This window comes from Chitinophaga sp. YR627 (assembly GCF_900114995.1).
GTDB lineage: Bacteria > Bacteroidota > Bacteroidia > Chitinophagales > Chitinophagaceae > Chitinophaga.
The window spans coordinates 93,227-116,986 of sequence record NZ_FOUX01000001.1 but is presented as its reverse complement, the minus strand read 5'-3'; the positions used below and the strand labels follow the sequence as shown (position 1 = coordinate 116,986).

Genomic DNA, 23,760 nt, shown 5'->3' with positions numbered 1-23,760 from the left:
TGCGTGCTGATTTGAATTAATTGGCGTTTCTTATGGTTGCTGCGGCTGCGGCGATGCTGATATTGTCATTCAGCATATCGTCCAGCAACTGCGCCAGCAGATCGTTTTCTTTATTTTCCAACCAGTAGCGTTCCCGGGCAAATGGATACCCGGGTAAACTGATTCTTTCCGGATGTCCTGTATTGTATAGACCATTCCAGTCTATCGTTAATCCCTTTACCCACCATTGACACAACTGCACATAATCTTTCTCCTGCATCCAGCGGCGAAGCATGATGTCAGCATCATGGTTACGTTTCCATTCCTCTGCTTCAGTCCTTCCCACACTGGCCTGTCCCGTAAAGCATCCATCTGTATCTCCTGCCAGAAATAAGGTTAAATGCGTTTTCAACTCATCAATGGAAGTAACGATCATGGCAAGTCTTTCTTCCATGGCTTCCCTGCCGGTCTGTAAAGTGAATGCAACAGCCGCGGGGTCTGCAGGTGCATCATCTCCGGAGAGTGACAGCAGTAGATTCATTGCCAGTTCCTGCAGGCGATCGGCCGTACGGCCGGAGAGCACAATAATGACAGGGCCATTTTCAGGTATAACAGCAGTCGTAAAAGGTGTATACGATTCGATGATCAAATGCGCATTACTACCACCCGCACCAAAAGAAGAGATACCTGCGATACGTCTACCTGTCCATGGTGCGAGGGTTTGTTGTAAGCGGAAGGGTGTGGTATTAAAGTCTATATTGGGATTAGTCGCAGTGGCATGCAGAGACGGTGCCAACAAACCATGCTTCATCTGAAGCAGTATTTTACTCAATCCCGCTATACCTGCGGCGCTTTCACAATGCCCTATATTCGACTTAACAGAACCGATAGCACAATATTGCCTGTCACTGGTATCCTGATCAAACGCACGGCTTAAACCGTTGATTTCAATAGGATCACCCAATGCAGTACCAGTACCATGTGCTTCTATATAACTAACTGATCTGGCAGAGATACCAGCGTCTTTTAGTGCAGCACTGACCACCTGGGCCTGTGCTACAGGGTTGGGCACAGTAAAGCCATTTGTCTTACCACCAGCATTGATAGCAGTTCCCGTGATGACGCCATAAATATGATCGCCATCCTCAATTGCCTGCTGCAAAGGCTTCAACACGATAGCGCCAACACCTTCCCCATCTACAAATCCATCTGCATTTGCGCCAAAAGAACGACAGGCGTCTGATGAGGATACCATCGTCATCTCTGACAAACCAATAAAATGTTGCGGATGTGTCACCAGGTTCACACCTCCTGCGATCGCGCATTCACAGGCGCCGCTACGAATACTCTGAACGGCCAGGTGGATCGCTGTGAGAGAAGCGGAACAAGCCGTATCAATCGCCAGACTCGGACCATTAAAATTAAACAGATACGATACCCTGTTAGCAATAGACCAATAAGCGGCTTCGGTCGCATATAAGCCATGCATCACACCTGCAAATACGCCTACACTACGGTTGCTGTTCAGGTTTGCCGGCGTATACGCAGCATCTTCTATCGCGGCATATACCTGTTCCAGGAAAAGCCTTTCCTGCGGGTCCATCTTCTCCGCTTCTACCGGAGAGATATGAAAGAACAGGGGATCGAACTTGTCAATATCCTTTATAAATCCGCCCCAACGGGTATACATTGATTCTTTTTTCCCGCGCTTAGGATCGAAATAGGTTCTCCAGTCCCAGCGTTCTGCCGGTATCTCCGTTATACAGTTACGCCCTTCTCTGAGATTATGCCAGAATTCATTGATATTATCAGCCCCGGCATACTTGCCGGACAAACCGATAATTGCCACCGCCCTATCTTTTGATGAAGACTGCGTAGTGCGCATAAAACGGCTGCTTCCCGGAGATAAAGGTTTGTTGTTTGCCGGTGCCGGTTTTGCGGCATCTGTTTCGTTTGATGTCTCCAGTAAGGCGGACAACCGATCTCCATATGTCTGAACAAAATACCGGGTAAGAGAACGTAAGTCCTGGTATTCGAAAAACAACGTCTTTGATACGGGACCGAAGTATTTTTCCAGTTTACCTGTCAATACAGTGATCAACACTGAATCAATACCATATTTATCAAGCGAGGCATCTGCATCTATCAGTTCTTTCGGTTGATGTAATGCATCTGCTACGATCGATGCAAAGAATTCAACAGCCTTATCTTCCAGCTGAAGATCCAACATTGCCTGTCCTGTCGTTTTTCCGGTATGCTGATCTTTATTTTTTCTTTCACGGTGGATCATCTCCAGCAAACGTCTGCGCTCACCACTCAATACCATTACCTGATCACAGGATAATTCCATCGCGCGATAAAAAGCATGCAGACCAGCAGCAGATGACATAGCCAGCATACCCGTAGCTGCGTATAGTTGTTGCTGTATGGTTTGCTCCATCTTCATACCACCGGCGTCCCATAGTGGCCAGTTGACAGACAACGTTCTTCCTGCGCGCTGGCCCCGTCTACAAAGCCCATTACGGAATGCAGCATATTGATCCATAAATGCATTGGCAACAGCATAATCTGCCTGCCCTGCACTACCAAGACTTCCGGCCACAGACGAAAAGAATACCATGAAATCAAGCGGCAGATCCTTCGTAGCCTCATCTAACGCGCGTATGCCAGCTACCTTAGGTGCCAGAACGGCCGGTACATCCTTCAGATCTTTGCTGAAAATATAGTTATCCCTGATCAGGCCAGCACTATGAATGATGCCATTCAATGTACCATGGTTCGTCCTGATTTCTCTTATCAGAGAAATCACCTGTTGTTGATCAGTAATATCGGTCTGTCTGTAAATAATATTGAGCCTTGGTTTTTTAAATGCGGCAAACGCATTTTCGGCTATTGCTGAACGACCGCTAACATAAACGACGGCCTGTTGCAGCTTCGAAGTAATTTCCGTCAGAAAAACAGTCCCAATGCTACCTGCTCCTCCGGTAATGAGATATACGCCATGTTCCCTCCATACTGACTGTGTAACTGTTGTTGTCTGTTCCTCCCATGTTTGTACTTTGCGAACACCCTGCTGATACCTCACGCTTACATGATCGTCCCCACTATTTTCAGCGTGTAGCATTGCGGCTATCCCCTGCGGATCGTCTGTAATAATTAACTGCCCGCTGATGGAAGGCTGTTCTGCCTGTATTGTCTTCAGTAATGCAGCCAGACTACCATACAGATGACCGTTGTGATCATCCGGAAGAATGATCTGTAGCAATGTGTTTCCAGCCTCTTTTTGCTGCAAAAGTTGTTGTATCCGTTTTAGCAACAGCACCGTATAATCAGTTAGTCTCTCTGCTGTATCGGCGGATGGAGAAACCAGTATGTTTACTTCACTTTCTGGCAATGCCGCTTTTACAGTGTCTTCATAGTTGCCTGTCTCCTGAGATAACCAAATGATCCTTCTGTCTGGAAGAGCGTTCTTCACGCCACTCTTCTCTTCCCACACAGGCGTGAATAGCAAGGTTTCATTGTCTGTAGCTGGTAAACCTTCGGGCCTTACCAGTTGTAAACCGCGAACCGAGATACCAACATGTCCGCTTTCATCGCAGACGTCAATATCAATGGTACCTGCATCATTATACCTTGCCCAGGCAAAGGACAGCTCATCAGATAGCCTATTCAATGTAACTGTACTTATAGCAAAAGGGATCGCCGCAGGTGCTCCTTCAGGCAGGAAATGCTGAAAATCAAGGGCGGTCACCGTCTGCAACGCGGCATCAAGCATGACAGGAGACACGCCATATACATTTTCCGATGCAGGACCGGATGACAGCGCAGCCAGACTAGCCAGTACCTGACCCTTGCCAGTGTATGCTGCCGCTATTCTGCTGAATGCTGGTCCATATACGATACCGGCATTGCGGAAGGCATCATAATAGGTATCGGGAGAAATAGTGGTATGGTTACAATTCTGCCTTACTTCAGCAAGGTCAATTACAGCATCCGCTATTGTAGCAAAATGCGCTCTCCCCTGACAATACACTACGACATTGTCATATACTTCACTGTATACCTCGAAACTGAAATCATCATGTGCTGCTTCAATGCGGGTAATAACATCCATCCCATCCGTAGCGTATAAAGGCCTCAACCAGCAAATATCTTCTATTACAACAGCACCTGTCTGGTGTGCGGACCGCTGTAATCCCTCGCGGATCAATTCTATAAAAGCGGCAGCCGGTAAAGTTTTATGCTGATGAATAACATGTTCACTGAAGTAATATTCTCTGCCCGTAAAAGATGAACGGAAACGCTGTCCGTAGAAATCTGATATATTTTCATGCAACAAAGGATGCAGCTGAGTAGTCATCAATTGCTGCGTTTCCCCCGTTCTTAACCAGTGCTGATCTCTCCTGAAAGGATATAAGGGTAATGCGGTTCTTACAGGCGTTTGCCCTTCATACAACGCCTTCCATGCTACATATCCTCCGTTTATCCAGTAAGCGGCTATTTTTTCCGGTTTACCTTTCCTGAACCATTGCTGCAACAACGCCAATACATCCTCATCATCCGCCGATAACATCGCACTGACGCTTTGTTGTCCTTCCAGAAACAACGAGGAAGGCTCCCCTTGCAGAAATGTTTGCAGCCCTTTTATCAGGCTATCCATATCAGATACGATGAAAACAATCCTGCTTTCCATAGCCGCCCTGCCTGTTTGCAGGGTGTATGCGACTGACGCTAAATCGGCTTCATCACTATGTGTGAGCTGTTCCAGTAAACTGGCAGCCTGTAACTGCACCTGTTTTTTATGTCGGGCAGACAATGGAATAAGCTGCAGACCATTGCTACCTGCTGTTGTGCCCCGCTTTGCAGCCGTATACTCTTCCAGGATAACATGTGCATTTACACCACCAAATCCAAAGGAACTAACGCCTGCCCTCAACGGCAATTCATTGCCTTTCTCATCTTTTTGGCGCTGCCATTGTTGCGTGGCATCAGCAATATAAAACGGACTGCCAGCTATATCAAGAAACGGATTAAGCCGCTTAAAATGAAGAATACCCGGCAACTGCTGATGCTGCATAGATAATATTAGCTTAATCAAGCCGGCAATACCGGCGGCAGACTCACAATGGCCTATGTTCGTCTTCACAGTACCCAATCCGCAGAAAGCTTCTCCCTTTGCATGATCTTCTTCAAAAGCTTCCCTTAAAGCCTGTACTTCTATTGGATCACCCAATGCGGTACCAGTACCATGTGTTTCAATATAACTGATGCTTGCAGCAGGAATAGCTGCATCAGCCAAGGCCGCACTGATCACCTGTTTTTGTGCAACCAGGTTAGGCGCCCTCAGTGAGTTAGATTTACCATCATGATTAACTGCCGTACCACGTATCACACCATAGATAGTGTCTCCATCCAATTCGGCCTGATATAATGGTTTCAGCAACACAGCTCCCAGTCCCTCTGCGCGAACAAATCCATCTGCCTTTTCATCAAATGTTTTACATCTTCCATCAGGTGACAACATCCCGGCCTGATGACTGGCTCTGGATATCCTGGGTGTCAGCAGTATGTTGATGCCACCCGCAATGGCCAGATTACAATTGCCTTTACGGATAGCGTTCACTGCATGGTGTACAGCTACCAGCGAACTGGAACAAGCTGTATTAACGACCTCACTTGGACCATGAAAGTCAAACCATCTGGACACCCTGTTGGCAATCATCGTTGGATGAAGACCTGAATCCAGGAATGCGCCATAAGTAGACATTACATCCGTTTTCGTAGCCGCCAGTTCCGCGTAATCATTACTGTGTACGCCAAGATAAATGCCCACTGGTGCACCCGCAAGTGCATATGGATCATATCCTCCATGCTCCAGTACATGCCAGCTCAGTTCAAGCGCTTTTCGCTGCTGCGGGTCCATACTCTCTGCTTCGAGTGGTGATATATGGAAAAATGTATGGTCAAAACCTGCTACATCCTCCAGGTATCCGCCAAACTGTGGAAAATCAGCTGCTGTCCAGTTATTTGCAGAGGCCAGTCGCTGCCCTGCGCCCTCCGGACGAATAGCGTCTCTTCCTTCCAGTAACAGCTGCCATAAGTCCGCCGGACAATTCACTCCTCCTGGCAGTTGACAATGCATACCGATGATCGCAATATCTTTCTGATTGTATTGGTGTTTTGCTGTCTGTTCCGGTTCAGCGGCTGTATGAGTAGTAACAGCTACGTTTCCCATTCCCTGCGGATAAAGATAGTTGGCCAGTTGCGCAACATTCCTATACTTAAAAAGCATTGGCGGAGCAAAGGGCCTGTTAAATGCCGTCGCTATCCGCTGTGCGATGTTCACATACTGTAAGGAGTTCAGGCCCAGTTCACCCCATATCTTTAATCCTGAAAGCCTGTTGGCATCCGCACCTGGTATATCCTGAAATACCTGTTGCTGCAGTATCTCCATTACCAGCCGGAGATCTACCGGCGCATGTGATACTTCCTTTTCTACCGCAACACTATGTCCGGTAGCAAATTCAAATAATGGGGACAGCTGTCCTTTTTTAAATGCATCCCGGCAGGCACGGCGTTGTACTTTCCCACTGGCCGTACGCGGAATACTACCGGGAGCTGCCAATATGATCCGGCTGACATCCAGTGTATGTACTTCTGCTACAGCTGCCAGTATCTCCAGACTAACAGACTCATAATATGCAGCTGGTTTGTCTGCCGCCACTTCCTGTACAACCACTACACGATCTCTTCCATCCTGCTCATCTGCAAATACAGCGAGCGGTAAGGTCAGTTGTGATAAATATTTTTTCACAGTCCACTCTATATCAACAGGGTGATAATTCTTCCCGTTGACAATAATAACTTCCTTCAACCTGCCGGTGATATAGAGATGATTGTCTTCAATAAAACCCAGATCTCCTGTCCTGAGAAAACGGATATCTTCTCCTCCTTTTATCACAGCGCCGAAAGTAGCAGCAGTCTCCTCTGAAAGCTGAAAGTATCCGCTGGCTGTTCCCTGTGTACGTAACCATATTTCACCTGCGACACCTGCTGCACACGGTTCACTGGTAACAGGATCAACACATAATATGATCGCCCCTTCAGGTATAGGACCACAACTTATAATATCCTTGTGTTTTTCTCCGGCACTGCTGTACACGATCCTGCCTTCCTCCAGTGCCGCAATATCCAGCGAAAGTGTACGAATGCCTTCTCCCGGTACGATCGTTGAGGCAGACCCTGTCTCGGATAAACCATAATGCGGGCAGAACACATGTTGCCGGAGACCTGCTGCACTGAATTTATTGAAGAATGCATCATATGTTGCTTTCCTGACAGGTTCACCACCACACACAATGGCCTCCAGGGAAGAAAGTTCAACATCAGCGAGCGCGTTATCTCCGACCATATTGCAAGCCAGATCAAAAGCAAAATTCGGCGCCGCCGTATGTGTACCCTGAAACAAGGTAATATTGTAGAACCAGTCTTCAGGAGAAGTTGCAAATCCACCCGGTGCAGATAACACACTGGAAGCACTGCTGATCAGGGGAGCCAGTATACCAAAATTCAGTCCCAGGTTATGAAACTGTGGCATCCAGGAAACGATACAACTATGGTCTGTGATCTTCCATTGTTGCCTGCCTGCATCTGCCTGGGCAAATAACTGTGCATGCGTCGTCATAACGCCCTTTGGAGCTGAAGTGGAACCAGAAGTATAGAACAACAACGCCAGATCATCTGTGCCTATCTCTCTGGCCGGCAACGGCTCATTACCTGGTGTGATCAACTCCTGTACATCCAGCAGCGTGATACTGTCCAGTTCTATACTCTCTGCCAGTCGTTCATGAAAACTTCCGGTTGTGATAATCGTACCGGCTGCGGCATGTTCCAACAGGGAAAGCGTCCGCTGTACCAGGTCCGGCTGACGGGGATCTGCTGCAGGCGCCGGAATGGCAACCACATTGGCATAAAAGCAGGCCAGCAGACTGTATATAAAATCAATGCCCTGCGGCAGTATCAGTAACACACGTTCCTGCGCGACCAGGGATTGCTGCAAAACAGCACCTGCTGCTGCGACACCTGCAGACAACTCTCTGCCGGTTATCGCCGCCACCGTCTTCCGCCCTTCCCGGAAAACAAATAATACCTTATTGGGATGCCTTTCTGCCGTCTGCAATAATGCGTCGATCAGCGGAGCATAAACAGTTCTCTTCTCCATGTATACAGCTATCTGAAACTTGTTAACGGAAACTTCTCGGTAATGGCCCCTAATACAGACTGTCTGTTGTGAATGAGATAGGTCCTGCTTAGCAGATCACTGCCTGCCGGTTGTCCAAGCAATGCACTTACCTTTTCTTCCCTTTCTATGTAGTAGGTCAGTATCTCTCTGTGTGATTCCAGTCTTTCTTCCTTCCACAGCAATCCTATCGGTAAGTTTGTCTCCAGCAGGCGTTCCCGGATACGCTCAGATAAACGCTCGATCACAAAAATGGATTCCGCATATACATGACTACCGGAAGGCCCCTTCAGTAAAACGATCCTTTTCAGCAAAAGCGCCTCTTTACCGCATTGCAGATAGGTCGGTGCATCTGCGAATACGATTTCCTGATCAATGATATCAACCTTAATGGCTTCTCCTTTATACAATGAGATCAGATCGGTAACCGTGCCATCTGTGGTCAGTAATATTTTCTGAAAAAGACTCAGAGCTTCACCATGCAGCAGTGATCTGTCTGGCTGGATAGCCGGTAATTCGTCCTGTAATGTCCATAGAGAAGCACTTTCAGCAGCTCTGCCGGATTCAGTCTGAGCGATGCCGAGTGCATTGATTCTTTCCTTTACTTCATATCCGGAAAGTTCACCAGCGGAATACAAAACAATGATTTCATTCAGGTCCATACATACAGCATTTTGAGGTTAACTATATTCGACGCCGGTCAATAACGGCTTTCAGCAAGTACTTCCGGAAAATGCCTTTTTCCGATCGTAGCATGTAACAATTCTTTTCGTTGTGTCGTCTTAAATCCTGCCACCGACGTTTCAAATTCACACTTTACTTCTCCCACATTTCTGGCAAACCAGATAATCAACTTGCTTGTTGCCTTCAGTGGTTTCCGCTGATAGGCATATGACTCAAACTTCAGACAGTCAGGAAAATGACCAGCAGGCACTGTCACATCCTCCACGCCTGTCAGCACTGTTGAACCGCTGATATTGCCAAAGTTGAAATTGATACCAAAAAGAGAGAACGTAACTTTTGAAACATAAGCATGCGCCACGCCGGGTTTCACTATTTCCGGAGAAAGACTGATAGGAGGACTGTACGATAACTTACCCACCTTCTTTTTGATCTCGTAGGTATCCAGTCCATCCCTGTTCTTTAACAACACGACGGAACCATCTGACGAGATCACTTTCTCCATAGCAATACCATTCAGACTCACCTCCTCTACTACTTTATGACTGATAGTGGATTTACCATTATTCAGATATTCCCATGAATTACCCACCGTCAGCGGGTTATATTGAGACATTAAGTATCTGTCCATATTATCTGTTTATCACATCAGTATTTAGAATACAATAGGCAATGCTTCCAGTCCTCTCATCACACTGTTGTTCTTATACTTCAGCGCATCGATATCACCTCCTTCCACTGAAAACGCGGGTATACGTCTAAGCAGCGTATTAATAGCGATCTCACCTTCCAGTTTTCCCAGCGCAGAACCCACACAATAATGCGTACCCTGTCCAAAGGAAAAGTGTTTATTATCCTTACGGGTAATATCAAAAGTATCCGGAGAATCGAATCTTCTGGGGTCTCTGTTGGCAGCCGTAATACAGATATGTACCAGTTCTCCTTTCGGAATGGTAACGCCATTCATCTCTACATCTTCCAATGCATATCTTTCACTGGCCAGGCTCACTGGTGGGTCCAGTCGCAGTACTTCATCTACTGTGGTATTGATCAGACCAGGATCATTGCGGAGTGCCTGCTGTTGTTCAGGATATTGCAGGAGCGCCAGTACGCCATTTCCGATCAGGTTAACGGAAGTTTCATAACCTGCGGCAAACAACAGAAACACCGTTGACATCAGCTCTGTTTCATTCAGTTTATCACTACCTTCTTTTGCCTGCACCAGGTGTGTGATCAGGTCATCTGCCGGATGCTCCTGTTTGCTGGCAAATATCTCACGCAGATAGTTCGTGAAGCCTCCGATAGCCTCCGGCATTAGCTGCATTCTTTCTTCTCGGGTGACATTAATGTCTATGTTCAGGATAATGTTGGACCATCTTCTGAATAACTGCTGGTCTTTCTCTGGTATGCCCAGCAAACCAGAGATAATACTGATAGGCAGTGGCAGGGCATAGTCATTTATAATATCGATGCGGCCAGTTGGTATATGTTTATCCAGCAGCTTGTTGGTGATGTCCTGTATATGCGAGCGCATGCCTTCTACCAGCTTAGGGGTAAAAGCCTTCTGCACCAGTTGTTTCATTCTTGTATGATCAGGAGGGTCCATGTACAGCACGTGATGGCTGAATAACTGACTCATGGCCAGCGGTGATGCAGGGGCCTTATGATCAGGAGGCAATGTCTTTTTAATATCCTTTGTGAAGCGGGGATCTTTAAATACCAGCATGGCATCCTCATAACGGGTGATCAGCCAGAAGGGCTGTCCGCTACTGAAAGCCACACGATGCACAGGCGCCTCGTCTCTCATAGCAGCATAGGTAGCAAACGGATTCTTAATAAAAGCGGAATCTGAAAAATCAATATCAGGAATGCCTTTTCCTGCAAAAGGACATTTTGCCGTCTGAGTGGTCGTTTCCATAAATAGTATTTTTTAAGATGATTAGAGAGATGGTCCCGTATCGGAACAGATTTATCTGAACAGTGAATTATTGCGGAGCGCTTATCACCAGTGCGGTATTCATTCCGCCAAAACCAAAACTAAGCGTCATGGCATGGGTGATCTGATGGGCAACGGCCTGTTGCCTTACCCAGTTGAAGTTGTTGTCTATCGGGTTATCAAGGTTAACACTTGGATGTAACATACCGACCTCCATTTGCAACAGCACTGCTATCAGTTCTACACAGCCTGCTGCAGTAAGCCCATGGCCCAGTACCGACTTGGTCGTATTAATAAAGGCATGTTCCAGTTTACAGTTCCTGATGGCGGCCAGTTCTGTTTCATCGCCAATACGTGAACCGGTAGCATGCGGATTGATATAATCTATCTCTTCCGCGGAAATACCTGCCTGCTGCAATGCACGGCTGATCACACAAGATTCCCCTTCAAAAGAAGGATCAGGGTTTCTATGACCATCCATATACATAGCTCCGCCGTTCAATATAGCATAACTACGGACGCCCCTGGCTTTTGCGGATGCGCTGCTTTCAATGACCACAGCACCACAGCTCTCACCATAAATGAATCCGTCCCGGTCAATATCATATGGCCGGCAGGCTCGTTCGGGCTGACTGGCAAAACGTTCTGATCCCAGTGCGCCAAGGCTTTTCAGACTTTGCAGTTCCCAGTAAGAAAGGTCCATCAATGCCCCAAGGGCAATACAGACGTCTACCTGCCCGGATTCTACTGCCATAACCGCCTGTAATATCGCGGCTTGCCCGCTGGCAGATGCAGCACCCAGCGTGTATGCATGTCCCCGGATATCAAACTGCTCCGTGCACAAACCACAGATGTCAGTATCCATAAAAGAAATGCCATAAGCAGGCGTGATGAACCGCTGCCGGTCACGATACTTTTCATGCACAAGCAGGGCTTCCCTTTGCTGCACATTGGATCCGCCTACGATCAGTCCTATTCTTACAGGAGGTACTTCATCCAATCGCGCATCTTCCCAGGCCTCGGCCAGCGTGATCAATGCCGCTTTTCCGGAAAGCGATGCGCTCCTGAATAATTTAGGAGAAATACGTTCAGGTGGCAATAACATCCCCAGTTCAGCACCTATAAATGCTGATGCATGCTGACGTCCTTCGCGTTGCATAATGCCAAAAGATGTTTGTCCTTTCAGCAATGAAGATGTTACGGATGTTTTTCCCTGGCCGGTCGCAGTAGTGATACCTATTCCTGTAATAACAGGCTGTTTATACCACCCGCTGTTCATAGAATGTATCGACAAGGTCTTCGATATTCTGTGCCCCGGAAAATGTAATCAGTGGAATGTCCAGAGAGAGAGATTCGATAGTCAGCGTGATGATTTCTGCGCGATCAACTGAGTTTGCGCCAAGTTCTTTCAGCTCATCAGTAATGACAAATGCATGGGTTTCCAATTCGGGGATAATCTCTTTTGTATGCTGTACTATCAGCTCAAAGATGGCTTGCTTGTTCATATAACGGTTATTAGTAAACAACGGTGATCCTTTAGTCTTCAATCAGGAAACTGTAGAATGTCTCCTTAATATCATCGGCTTCATCAACTTCTTCGCCATCGCACACTACGTGCATACCTGGCAGCATAGCTACTTCCACAATATCTCTTATCTCAATAACAATGGGCTTGAAGTGCTGTTTACTCACAAACATAAATTTATCATATACCTGGGGTTTTCTGGCCGTATCGGCCTTTAAGACATGGTTTACCAGTATGCCTGTTTCGTTAACGTACTCGCAGTTAATAATTAGCTTATAGTCTCTCATACTTCACGTTTTGAGGGTGAGCGAAATTTGTTTGCTGATATGATGAATGGAAGTCTGTAGCGTATTAAGTTTCTCTCTGTCTTTACCGAAGGGAGACAATACATCAAACAGACGACCGGAAATGGATGACGGAGCAATTTTCGCCGTTAGGTTTTTCAGGGTTCCTGAGGGGCTGCAATCAATGTAATAATAGGGGCCTTTCTTTTCGAGACTTTCTATCGCCTCCTTAAATCTGATCCTGCGACGTATAACCTGCCAGAAATAAGTAATGGAGATATCATACCATTCCCGCGCATATACGGAAGAATAGAACGGTATTACCGGTAATGAAAAGTGCTTATCCCTGTTCCCATCAGGGAATGATGCACTGATCTTTTCCATCTCCGAACTGTGAAATGCATATTTCACCGGAAGTACGCTGTACATGATCTCCCGGGTATGCAAAAAACTGCTGATACCTGACAGAGCAGGCTTTGCTGCGCTTAAAGTAAAATGAGCGTCGTAGTTATATGCAGCGATGACCGCATTCATATAAAGCGCCGGTTCATTTTCAAATATCGCCTGGTCATGCAACAGGGTGATCATACCACCTTCTGTGCAACTACGTTCCACCAGTGCAGCCTGCCGGATAACGATCTCCAGCATATCTTCTGCGGAGATGGCTCCACTGACAGCAGCTGCGACGGTCTCTCCCAGACTGGATCCGAGTACATATGCCGGGGGAGCTGGTAACAGTTCGCTGACTGTACGGGCCAGCGCATACTGCACCATAAAAATGGCAGGATGTGAGTAAAGCAGTCTGTCCAGCGGATAGCTCTTATTCCCATCATAGAGATATCCGATAACAGACTGGCCGGTCAGTCGGGTTGCGACCTCGTCCAGCCCAAGCATGGTATTCCTGAAAGTAGGGTTTGTGTCAAACAATGCCCGCCCCATATTGTAATACTGGCTTCCCTGACCAGCAAACAGCAATACAGGCTGCGGAGCTGACATAGTATTTTGCATGTTCAAATAGCTGAAAATGGTTATGCCGGAATCATAGCCCCGCTTTCCCGGGCGACAAGTGCAGTATTATAAAAACGGGATAAATAAGCGGCTGCACCGGTCATCAGTAACAGGGCGATACTATCCCCATGCCGGTTATTCCAGTGTCTTAAAGGGGTGTCTTTTACCCATTCATTAAATGACCCCAGCGCCGAACTGCTTTGTACCTGATAATCCAGTTTGGCAGCCTGATCGCCGGAAAGTGCCGCCTTCATGCTTTTTTCAAAATATTGTCTGAAAACCAGCGCCATCTTGTGCCGCGGATGCTGCATAGCACTGGCAATAGTAGCTTGACTGAGCGTTTGTTTCAGCTCTTCAAAAACAGCGTCGAGCGTTGCACCGAAATAGCGCGTTTCAAGCTGCGTCCTGTCTTTTGGGTCCAGTTCATCCAGAGAAGTATACATCCGGTAAAACTCATATAACCGGGCCGCCCTGGCCGGGAAAAACAGTCCTTTCTTTAGCACCTGTATACGCGCGCCAAATTCGAACAACTCTTCTCCTGGTACATAGTCGGTGTCCTGTATACCTGTCTCCTGCAACATATCTTTTACCTCTCTGCTGGTACCGGCTTCCACTGTACACTGATTCACCGAACCTGTCAGTACAAATTCAGCGCCTGTCAGAAACGCACCTGCCGCTGCTTCCGGTGTTCCTATGCCTCCGGCCAGTCCGATACGGGGTGCCTCCTGGTAACCGTAACGACGCGCCAGCTGATCTCTTTGTTGCCTGAATACCGTCATCAAAGCATAAGGCATTTTACGTCCTCCCATACCTGTTCCTTCCGCTTCCGCACAGATATCATCTGCCATAGGTACGGTTGCTGCCATAAGGGCCTGTTCTTTTGTGATCTTCCCGGAAGCTACAAGCTGCTCCACTATTTTCTCCGGTGGTGGTTGCAGGAATAGCGCTGCTATATCAGGACGGGCAGCTTTAGCAAGGATATGATGCCGGATAACTGTACGGCCGTTTTCACCTCTTACAAGACCTGATACGCGGTAATATACGATCGCCTCGCTCAGCGTAGTATACCCACCGGCTTCCACAACGCTTACCTGATGTTTCTGCAGCAATGCTACAAGCGCCATCTCTGCGGATGCATCGTCCGGCTGGTGCCAGAGATGAATACCATAAGGCAGGGACGGTAAGCCCTGAAAATAAAGAATAGCGGCTTCTATCTCTGCCAGGCTCTTTCCTTTCGACCCGTAAAAACTTAACAGACCGGCCCGGCCCATTCTTGCCACGAACTCCTTTGAGGAGATGCCATAAAACATAGAACCTGCTGCATAAGCATATTTTACTTTATATAGCTTACGAAAGCCGGCACTCCCCAGGTGTGCTGCTGTAAATAGCGGCTCATCTCCCTCTGAGACTTCGTCTCCAATCAACTGCCTGTAATAGGCAGGCAATTCATCTGTTATTACATCCTCTTTCACTTCAGGTGGCGCCAGTTGTTCCAGCCGTTTTACAGGCGGTTGCACTGGTGTAAAACCGGCCACCTGCGCCGGCATAGGCGCGGCTGCAATAAATCCCTGCATCTTCGTCAGTACATCGCCGGGGCCTACTTCCTGAAATACAGATACACCATTATGCAGCAGAAAAGAAATACTCTCATACCATTTTACCTGACTGGTGATCTGTGTTGTCAGTAATTCTCCGATACGGCCATCCTCATAGGGACGGGCCAGCACATTGGAAATAACCGGTATCTGCAATGGGGAAAAATGTACATGGGCGACAGCTGTGGCAAAGGCCTCCTCTGCTTCCTTCATATATCTGGAGTGAAAAGCGCCACTCACATTCAGTGGATAATAAAGCTTCGCACCATTCGCTTCAAATACCTTCTGTGCACTGATAATATCGTCCTGTAAACCAGAAATAACGATCTGTTCTGCAGAATTGTAATTAGCGATATCGATGCTGCTGTAGCTATTTTCGACAAGTATTTTTCTGACAGTATCCATCTTCAATCCCAGTAAAGCAGCCATACCCCCGTTTTTCACACGTCCCATTATCTCCGCACGTTGTTTTACCAGTTTCAGACCCGTTTCAAAAGAGAATGCACCTGCAGCAAACAACGCCACATATTCCCCCAGACTATGTCCCAATACAAAATCAGGTTTGGGCATTGTTTCCTGTCTGTCGAGGTATGACAAAGCGTTCACCACATATAATGCAGGTTGCGTATACTGCGTCTGATTAAGTAAACGATGTTCGTCCACTACACACAATTCCCTGATATTATAACCAAGTATTTCACTGGCCTCATCTGCCAGCGAAGTATATTTATCAAACAATTTTTCACCCATCCCTCTTTTCTGAGAGCCTTGTCCGGGAAACAAATAAGCAATCATAACAAGTATATTAAATTACAAGCGAAAGATTCTGTCAGGCAAGCTTTTCTATATCACAGTTGCTGATCTCTACTGATACAGCCTGCGCTATTACAGGCAGTTTGATCAACACACGCAGACGGTTTGATCTTTTATATAATTCTCCCTCTAATCCGGAAAACACGCCATTTAGTATTCTGATCTTATCCCCCGTATTATAAACAGACTCTATTTCTACATCCTGTCTAGACGCCTCTATCTGTCTGATCTTATTGATATCGTCCTCGCTCACAGGGATAGCCTTTCCCTCTATCGAAACAAAGCGAACTACACCAGGTATGCTCAGTATAGGCGTTTTGTTTAGTAAGTTTGTTTTAACAAATATGTAATTGGGGAATAAAGGCACCTCTGTTCTTTTGAGACGGTCACTCCACTTACGCACTTCTGTTCTTACCGGGAGATAATGAATAATATCTATTAGTGCCAACTGCCTTCCTATTTTTTTTTCAAACAGCGGGTATGTATATAATACATACCACTTGCTGTCACGCTGCTGCGTAATAGACATTGATGATCTCATAAATGTGTTTGTTACTGAATAGTATAAATGAGGGAAACGAATGAACTGGCATATGTAACAAATTCATTCATAAGGCTGTAGGCCGTATTCTAAAGTCATATACAGTTGCGGGCAAAACATGGCTTCGCCGGACTATGCCACAGGCATGTTATATTAAAAGCAAAAAATTTTGTGAAAACTTACTTAAACGATACTGCTAGTTAACAAAGTCTTTGGGTTATTTAAGGATTAAAAACTTCGTGTCTACGATTATATGGATAGTGTGTTTATGTTTTGATAAAATTAGTAAAAAAAATATAAAAACAAATGTTGAAACGATTTGTTTCTCTGAATATTTTTAAGAACTTGCAATTACTACACACATCGATCTACCCCTTCAGAAATAATTCCAAATCCGTTTAAACCCTTTAAAATAGCCATGGCAAAGACATCCAACGAAACTATACAGTTCAGTTCTTATCAGAAATTAACCATCTTCATACTTGCAGTTGCTCAATTCTCTGTACTGCTTGACTTTATGGTGATCGCTCCATTAGGCGATCTATTAATTAAATCTTTATCCCTAAAACCAGCACAGTTCGGGATTGCAGTATCCGCTTATGCATTTAGTGCGGGAATATCGGGATTATTAATTGCAGGTTTCGCGGACAGATACGACCGTAAAAAATTATTACTTTTTTTTTATGCAGGTTTTATAGTAGGAACATTGTGCTGCGCTATCGCACCCTCTTATATTTATCTAGTCGCCGCACGTATTGTTACAGGCCTGTTCGGTGGTGTGATCAGCTCTATGGCTATGGCTATCATTGCCGACATTTTTCCTTTACAACAACGGGGCAGGGTAATGGGATACCTGCAACTGGGCTTTAGTGCAAGCCAGGTATTAGGTATTCCTGTCAGTTTATTAATAGCGAATCTATGGGGATGGCAGTATCCGTTTGTACTCGTATCTGCAATAGGACTAATAGTATTGATAATGATCGCCGTTAAATTGCAGCCGTTACAGCAACATCTGCAAATACAACAAACGCGTTCTCCGCTTTTACATCTCAGACATGCACTCTCCATCGGCCGCTACCATATTGGTTATATCGCCACCGCATTAATGTCAATAGGTGGTTTCATGATGATGCCCTTCAGCAGTTCTTTTGCTGTAAATAATCTGCATATAACACAAAACCAGCTACCTGTATTATTTATGGCATCAGGTATCACAACACTGGTGGTAATGCCATTAATAGGTAAGCTGAGTGATAAAATGGACAAGTTTAAGCTATTCACATTTGCCTCCATACTTATGATGACAATAGTAGTGATCTATACAAATCTCGGACCTACTCCTTTCTGGATTGTTGTTGCCCTGAATATGCTGATGATGTCCAGTATTATGAGCAGGATGATCCCTAGCAGTGCACTGACCAGCGCTATTCCGGAAGCCCAGGACAGGGGCGCATACATGAGCATCACTGCCTCTCTCCAGCAAATAGCCGGAGGTATAGCAGCAGCAGTTGCAGGTATTATCGTGACGCAAAAAGATAAGCTACAACCCCTGGAACATTATAATATCGTTGGTTATATGATGGTGATAATTACCGTAATTTGTATATACCTCGTCTACAGGATCAATAAAATGATCCTTGAAAAAAACACCAATACCCAAAAAGTAAATAAACCAAGTGTACATCCTGCCTGATAGCACAGTATCAGACAATACTTATGTTACGTTCATCCTCCATTGACAAACGCAGGACAAACGTAACATAAGCATTGTCTGACAAATATCTGAACGGGATCAATACAAAAATAACAATTAGTAGTGCTGCATGATATACACCATCCTGATCTACCATACTGGTTTAGTTGATAACATAAAATTAAAGGTCGGAAAATGAACAGATATCAAAAATTCCACTTAATTTACATCGTGAAAGTATTTGAGTAAACGCATGATAGTAACATATCAAACATACTGTACAAATATTAAGGTTTTTACTTTCGACAACGGCACTGCCGACAGCTACTTCGCCCACACATTATCTACTTCACAAAACTGGTTCACGGAATTTACGCAACGCATTACAGATGAATACAAAAGATGTATCATGTTCTGCTGTATATCTCCGACGGGCGCAGCGCCACCGGATACAATAGAGAAACCATGTATCTTTAGTACCGCACCTCCACCACCTGACACATCACCACCTCCCAGGAAATCTTTTCCCATTACGAACGCTCCTCCCACTCCGTGGAATAATAAAACAACCCTTACCGCTTTCCTCTTTCTTTTTATAGCACTTCTCATCTGTGCGCCGGATTTCAGACACCCTATTCCCTATATCCTGAACGCTCCTCAGTTACCTGCTTTCTTCATCATCTATACAATATATATACTAATACCTCCACTCAATTATACCTGCATTACAAAATGCTGGTATACCAGTAAACACGTTATACATCGTGCATTACCGGTATCATATACCTATGCAGTGGAGAGGATCAAAAAGGCCATCTATATGAAACAAAAACAGCATTCACAATTTAACCCAAACAAGTTATGACACAAGAACAGCAAGCCCTCTGGACGAAGATCCAGGCATTTAATTTCGATGGCGGAAGTCCCGTCAATCACTTTACAAAGAAACTGGCAGCAGAACAAAACTGGACAATCGCATTCACACAGAAAGCCATTGAAGAGTACAAAAAATTCATGCTGCTTTGCTGTACCTCTCCTACCGGTGCAGCACCTTCTCAGATTGTTGATGAGGTATGGCACCTTCATCTGACCCATACGCAGTCTTACTGGACAGACTTCTGTAAGCATACACTGGGGCAGGACGTTCATCACTATCCTTCAATGGGAGGTACACAGGAAGATTACAAACACCTGAACTGGTATAAGACAACCAAAAGATTATACCACCGGAACTTCGGCACAGAAGCCCCGGAAGATATTTGGCCAACTCCAAAGGAATTTGTTCCGGTGCCGGAGGAGCCCATCATCAAATGGACACCTGCGCTGAAACGCTGGTTTATTGCTTTATGCGCACTCCCGTTTATCTTCTCCGGACTGGTATTCCGAAAGCTCATTCCTTTCGAGCTGAAAGGCCCGCAGTTCCTGGCATTCTTCTTTGTATACGCCAGTTGTCTGCTGACCATCCTTTGCATTTACCTGGAAAAAAGTAAACAACAGGCTGTTGATGTACTGAAAAGATACTTCCCTGATGATATATCTCCTTATCAGATCGCGGCCTTCGTATACGGTAGAGCCAGGGCAGTACAAACCGGGATTATTGATCTTGTTAAACGGGGTCTGATCGTTCCCGAAGGAGATCATGCATTCGTTTTAAATAAGCGGGGTTATGCACCCAGGTTAAATGAACTAAACCCTCTGATGCCTGGCTTCGAAGCAGAAAACGATGACGCAGATGTCACCTACAGTGAGATCTCTTCCCGCTGGTATAATGCGGGTGAAGCCAGCCATCCCTTAATGGTCGCACTGGACAAATTCGCCGTACAACACCGGCCTTTCATCAACATCATACACGTTGCATTATATGGTATGGCAGGTGCAAGACTCATACAGGGATTGATGAATGGAAAAGCCATCGGATACCTGATATTGGAAATAGTCGCCGTATTCATCATAAGCAGACTGGTATCCGCCGCTGCACGAAGAGACCTCGCTATGTATCAGGCAGCAAAAGACTGCTTTATTGAAAAGTTTGGAGATAATCCGGATAAAACAGACAACATCGTACCCGGATTTGCGATGAATGGACTATCCGCTGTAAGTGGTTTTGCTGAGATAGGGTTCCTGACCGGCATGTTTGCTGCCTATACCAGCAGCGCTTTCAGGAATGAACGTGCAATGCCTGTGAACCAGGACTTCGGTGGAGCTTCCAGTTGTAGTAGCGGCGGATCAGGTTGCAGTGGTAGTAGTTGCAGCAGTGGAGGAGGCGGCTGCGGAAGTAGTTGCGGAGGTGGATGTGGTGGTTGCGGAGGAGGTGGTGACTAAATAAAGACCTCCCGGCAATCCTATTGCCAGGAAGTCTTTATACCATATTTTTACTTTGATGCTTCTACACTATCTCCTACCATCGGTCCATGCAGGGATAACTCACTACCTTCACGCTTTGATTTAAAAATAGGCCAGAGGAACTGTGAGTACCACTCCTCCTCTTTATAATGCTTAATACCATAGCCGCTGGGATATTGTCTTGTAATGATCCCTGTACCGAAAATAATATCCCATATAAAGAACATATTCCCGAAGTTTCCTTTATAGTACCCTACACCATCATCACTCGTGTCTGCATGATGTGCATGATGCGTTGCAGGCGTTGATATCAGCCGCTCCATCACCCAGCCGATCGGTTTCAGCCATTTCACTGTATAGAATGGCTTATCCCATTTTATGCTGGAGTGGGCGGCTGTTGTGATCAGCGATTTCACACCGGTTACAAACAACACGGGATATCCTAAACCAAGATACACCAGTGTCGTTGTCAGGTATATCTGCGAAAAGAAGATCGTATAAATAATATTCTGACGACTGGCCATCGCCATCCCCATATAGGGCGCCGAGTGATGGGTACGATGGAAACGCCACAACCAGGGCACCTGGTGATGCAGACGGTGATACCAGTATTGTGTCAGGTCATCCGCTACCGCAATAATGGCGAAGCCCCACCAGAAAGGTACCCAGGCAAAGGCGCCTTTCGCTCCCGGCAGGAACTTTGGTAGTAATAACAGTCCGACATAAGCCACAAAGGGTCTTACCACTATCTTCGGTACTACGAAGCAGACGATATCCAGGACACGTTCATTGCGCGTCCAGCGCTGTTCATATAAGCCAAAAGAGAATTCAGCAATACCAACGATCAGCATGATCACCGGTAGGCCCCAGGTGCTCAGATGTGTGAAGATGGATTCAATATACTGTAACATAACATTGTTGTTTTTAAGTGCCGCAAAGGCATGGTTAAATACAATTTCTACCTGCTTACTTTAGCCGTTGCTGCCTGCTGTTTCCAGGGCCGCTGTCCCGAGATCTTAAAGGACAGTAACATCAGTAATACCGGTAATGCAAACAGAAAGATGCTGATCAGTGCATCCCTGGTGATTTTGTTTCGGGTGACTTTATCCAGTTTCATAAAGATCTGTTTAAGCAAAAAACCAGTGTTGTATCAACCATAATACACCACCAATAACAAATAAGGGGATCAGAAAAACAATAATACCTACAATGATCTTCCTGATCAATAGCAGAATGTCCTGTACAATCATAGTATAATCATTTTGCAGCGGCACTGAATGCCTTACGTGAATTAATCAGTCTTGCACGGAATACATCATCCCAGTCGATAAACGGATAGATATTGTACTTCTTCGCATTGGCTTCAAACAGCCGTTTCAGCTCCGCCAGCTTCTCCGGATATTTCTCCGCGAGGTTCACCCGCTCATTAAAGTCTTCATTCAGATTATATAGTTCCCAGACATCTTTATCGAAGTCTTTTGCGGGTACCTGCTTCACACTGCCGGCATAGTCATTCAGTTCTACCATATTCGGATGATGGGCAGCACCTGCTTTCCAGCCATCTTTATAGATCGCACGGGAGCCGAATATATAGTAATACTGTTCTGTATGACGGGAAGGAGCACCGGCATGCTCAAAGGAATACACCAGGGAAGTACCATGCAGACTATCCTGTTTAATGCCTTTGATCTCCTTCGGGAATGGTATCTTCAGGAATTCCAGTGTCGTTGGCAGCAAATCTGATACATAGCCATATTGCGTACGGATACCTTTCTCTTTGATCCCTTTCGGATAGAATACAATCAGCGGATTACGGGTGCCTCCTTCTGAATTAGCATCCTGTTTCCAGTATTTAAACGGCGTATTAGCAGCCTGCGCCCATCCTAAAGGATAGTTGGCATCAGATTCCGGCGTACCGATATCGCTGATATGCGCCTCATTAAATAACCTGGCCGAATCACGGGTCAGGGTTTTGTTTCTTCTCGGTGTATAAGCCTTTGTAACGGTTCCTTCCTGTGTACCTTCCTTGCTGCCACCATTATCACCGAGCACCACGAATATCAGGGTGTTGTCCAGCTGATTGATAGCACGCAGGTAATTTACCACACGGCTCACTTCATAGTCGGTATACGTCAGATAACCAGCATATACCTCCATAAAGCGGGCGTACAATTTCTGCTGATCAGGTTGCAGGGTATTCCATGCCTGTATATCTGCATTTCGTTCCGGCAGTTTTGCATTCGCAGGAATGATACCCTGTTTTTGCTGATTGGCAAATACCTGTTCCCTGAACACATCCCATCCACCGTCAAATTTCCCTTTATAACGATCGCTCCATTCAGGTGTCACCTGGTGCGGTGCATGTGTAGCTCCTGGTGCATAATACAGGAAGAATGGCTTATCCGGGGCTGCTTTCTTCTGACGTGCGATGTAACTGATCGCCTTATCTGTGATCTGCTCGCTCAGATGCCTGCCATCTGGTTTGATATTCACGTTGTCTTCCACCAGGGCAGGTTTATACTGGTCAGTCTCTGATCCGAGGAAACCAAAGAAGTGTTCGAATCCCTTACCGGAAGGCCAGCGGTCGAAAGGGCCTGCGTCAGAGGTATCTTCATCGGGCGTCAGACCATACTTACCCACCGCAAAAGTGTTATAACCGTTCTCTTTAAGGATCTCTGCGATAGTGCCTGAACTGGAGGGAATACGACCGTCGTAACCAGGGAAGCCGGCAGAAGAGAAGTAATGCGCAAACCCGCCCATATGTACGGCATGATGATTCCTCCCGGTCATCAGTGCAGCCCGGGTAGGTGCGCATATCGCAGCTGTATGGAAATTGGTATAACGCAAACCGTTATTCGCCAGACTATCAAACGTCGGCGTACTGATCACACCGCCAAAGGCACTGGTAGCACCGAAACCGACATCATCCAGGAGGATCCAGATCACATTGGGTGAACCCGCAGGCGGTTTTACTGCTGCGGGCCACCATTCTTTTGATTCTGCCAGCGTGCGGCCTACCGTACCCTGATAAGGTTGCTGGGCCTTCAGTGCAAGCCCGCTTACAAGTATCACTGTGCTTAAAGTGAAGAATTTCATGTCGTGTAATTGTTGTTTATATTGTTG

General features: G+C 46.1%; 17 protein-coding genes. 2 read left to right on the top strand and 15 right to left on the bottom strand.

The features are described 5' to 3' along the window. Positions 1-16: 16 nt before the first annotated feature. The 10 genes from BMZ72_RS00395 to BMZ72_RS00350 all read right to left on the bottom strand — a co-directional run bounded on the left by BMZ72_RS00395 (position 17) and on the right by BMZ72_RS00350 (position 16,601). Positions 17-8,200: an SDR family NAD(P)-dependent oxidoreductase gene (locus BMZ72_RS00395; protein WP_089804151.1), complete on the bottom strand. Its 8,184-nt coding sequence runs from the start codon at positions 8,198-8,200 to the stop codon at positions 17-19. 8 nt (positions 8,201-8,208) lie between these two features. Next, positions 8,209-8,880 (bottom strand): chorismate--pyruvate lyase family protein, encoded by a 672-nt coding sequence (locus tag BMZ72_RS00390; protein WP_089804149.1) that lies wholly within the window; start codon positions 8,878-8,880, stop codon positions 8,209-8,211. Positions 8,881-8,918: 38 nt separating this feature from the next. Beyond that, positions 8,919-9,530, bottom strand: a complete 612-nt coding sequence (locus tag BMZ72_RS00385) for a hypothetical protein (RefSeq protein WP_143087556.1) — start codon at positions 9,528-9,530, stop codon at positions 8,919-8,921. Positions 9,531-9,554: 24 nt separating this feature from the next. Then, positions 9,555-10,817 (bottom strand): cytochrome P450 family protein, encoded by a 1,263-nt coding sequence (locus tag BMZ72_RS00380; RefSeq protein WP_089804145.1) that lies wholly within the window; start codon positions 10,815-10,817, stop codon positions 9,555-9,557. Between the two features lie 67 nt (positions 10,818-10,884). After that, on the bottom strand, positions 10,885-12,129 hold the full coding sequence (locus BMZ72_RS00375) for a beta-ketoacyl synthase N-terminal-like domain-containing protein (RefSeq protein ID WP_317043472.1): 1,245 nt from the start codon (positions 12,127-12,129) through the stop codon (positions 10,885-10,887). Next, a complete protein-coding gene (locus BMZ72_RS00370; RefSeq protein ID WP_089804141.1) occupies positions 12,095-12,340 on the bottom strand; it encodes an acyl carrier protein in 246 nt (81 codons plus the stop codon). The genes BMZ72_RS00375 and BMZ72_RS00370 overlap by 35 nt, the downstream gene beginning before the upstream one ends. Before the next feature lie 31 nt (positions 12,341-12,371). After that, positions 12,372-12,647 (bottom strand): DUF5952 family protein, encoded by a 276-nt coding sequence (locus tag BMZ72_RS00365; RefSeq protein WP_089804139.1) that lies wholly within the window; start codon positions 12,645-12,647, stop codon positions 12,372-12,374. A gap of 3 nt (positions 12,648-12,650) precedes the next feature. Continuing rightward, on the bottom strand, positions 12,651-13,652 hold the full coding sequence (locus BMZ72_RS00360) for an acyltransferase domain-containing protein (protein WP_089804137.1): 1,002 nt from the start codon (positions 13,650-13,652) through the stop codon (positions 12,651-12,653). A 20-nt stretch (positions 13,653-13,672) separates the two neighbouring features. Beyond that, positions 13,673-16,042, bottom strand: coding sequence for an ACP S-malonyltransferase (gene fabD, locus BMZ72_RS00355; RefSeq protein WP_089804135.1), 2,370 nt, complete (start codon positions 16,040-16,042; stop codon positions 13,673-13,675). A 34-nt stretch (positions 16,043-16,076) separates the two neighbouring features. Further along, complete coding sequence (locus BMZ72_RS00350) at positions 16,077-16,601, bottom strand: UpxY family transcription antiterminator (protein ID WP_089804134.1); 525 nt, start codon at positions 16,599-16,601, stop codon at positions 16,077-16,079. 418 nt (positions 16,602-17,019) lie between these two features. On the opposite strand from BMZ72_RS00350, the gene BMZ72_RS00345 reads away from it, so the two are divergent. After that, complete coding sequence (locus BMZ72_RS00345; protein ID WP_089804131.1) at positions 17,020-18,294, top strand: MFS transporter; 1,275 nt, start codon at positions 17,020-17,022, stop codon at positions 18,292-18,294. 324 nt (positions 18,295-18,618) lie between these two features. Here the strand turns inward: BMZ72_RS00345 and BMZ72_RS36230 are convergent, their stop codons facing one another. After that, positions 18,619-18,903 (bottom strand): hypothetical protein, encoded by a 285-nt coding sequence (locus tag BMZ72_RS36230; protein WP_143087555.1) that lies wholly within the window; start codon positions 18,901-18,903, stop codon positions 18,619-18,621. A gap of 252 nt (positions 18,904-19,155) precedes the next feature. On the opposite strand from BMZ72_RS36230, the gene BMZ72_RS00335 reads away from it, so the two are divergent. Beyond that, complete coding sequence (locus BMZ72_RS00335) at positions 19,156-20,616, top strand: TIGR04222 domain-containing membrane protein (RefSeq protein WP_089804127.1); 1,461 nt, start codon at positions 19,156-19,158, stop codon at positions 20,614-20,616. Between the two features lie 50 nt (positions 20,617-20,666). Here BMZ72_RS00335 and BMZ72_RS00330 read toward each other — a convergent pair whose 3' ends face one another. The 4 genes from BMZ72_RS00330 to BMZ72_RS00325 are packed head-to-tail and all read right to left on the bottom strand — an operon-like array spanning position 20,667 to position 23,733. Then, entirely contained in the window at positions 20,667-21,548 is an 882-nt protein-coding gene (locus BMZ72_RS00330; RefSeq protein ID WP_089804125.1) for a sterol desaturase family protein, read from the bottom strand. A 47-nt stretch (positions 21,549-21,595) separates the two neighbouring features. Continuing rightward, the gene (locus tag BMZ72_RS36465; protein ID WP_012792910.1) at positions 21,596-21,754 is read right to left on the bottom strand and encodes a hypothetical protein; all 159 of its coding nucleotides are present in this window, start codon (positions 21,752-21,754) and stop codon (positions 21,596-21,598) included. 10 nt (positions 21,755-21,764) lie between these two features. Further along, on the bottom strand, positions 21,765-21,887 hold the full coding sequence (locus BMZ72_RS36890; protein ID WP_255373068.1) for a hypothetical protein: 123 nt from the start codon (positions 21,885-21,887) through the stop codon (positions 21,765-21,767). Between the two features lie 7 nt (positions 21,888-21,894). Beyond that, positions 21,895-23,733 carry a sulfatase-like hydrolase/transferase gene (locus BMZ72_RS00325; protein ID WP_089804123.1) on the bottom strand — a complete coding sequence of 613 codons (1,839 nt, stop codon included), beginning with the start codon at positions 23,731-23,733 and terminating at the stop codon, positions 21,895-21,897. Positions 23,734-23,760 lie beyond the last annotated feature (27 nt).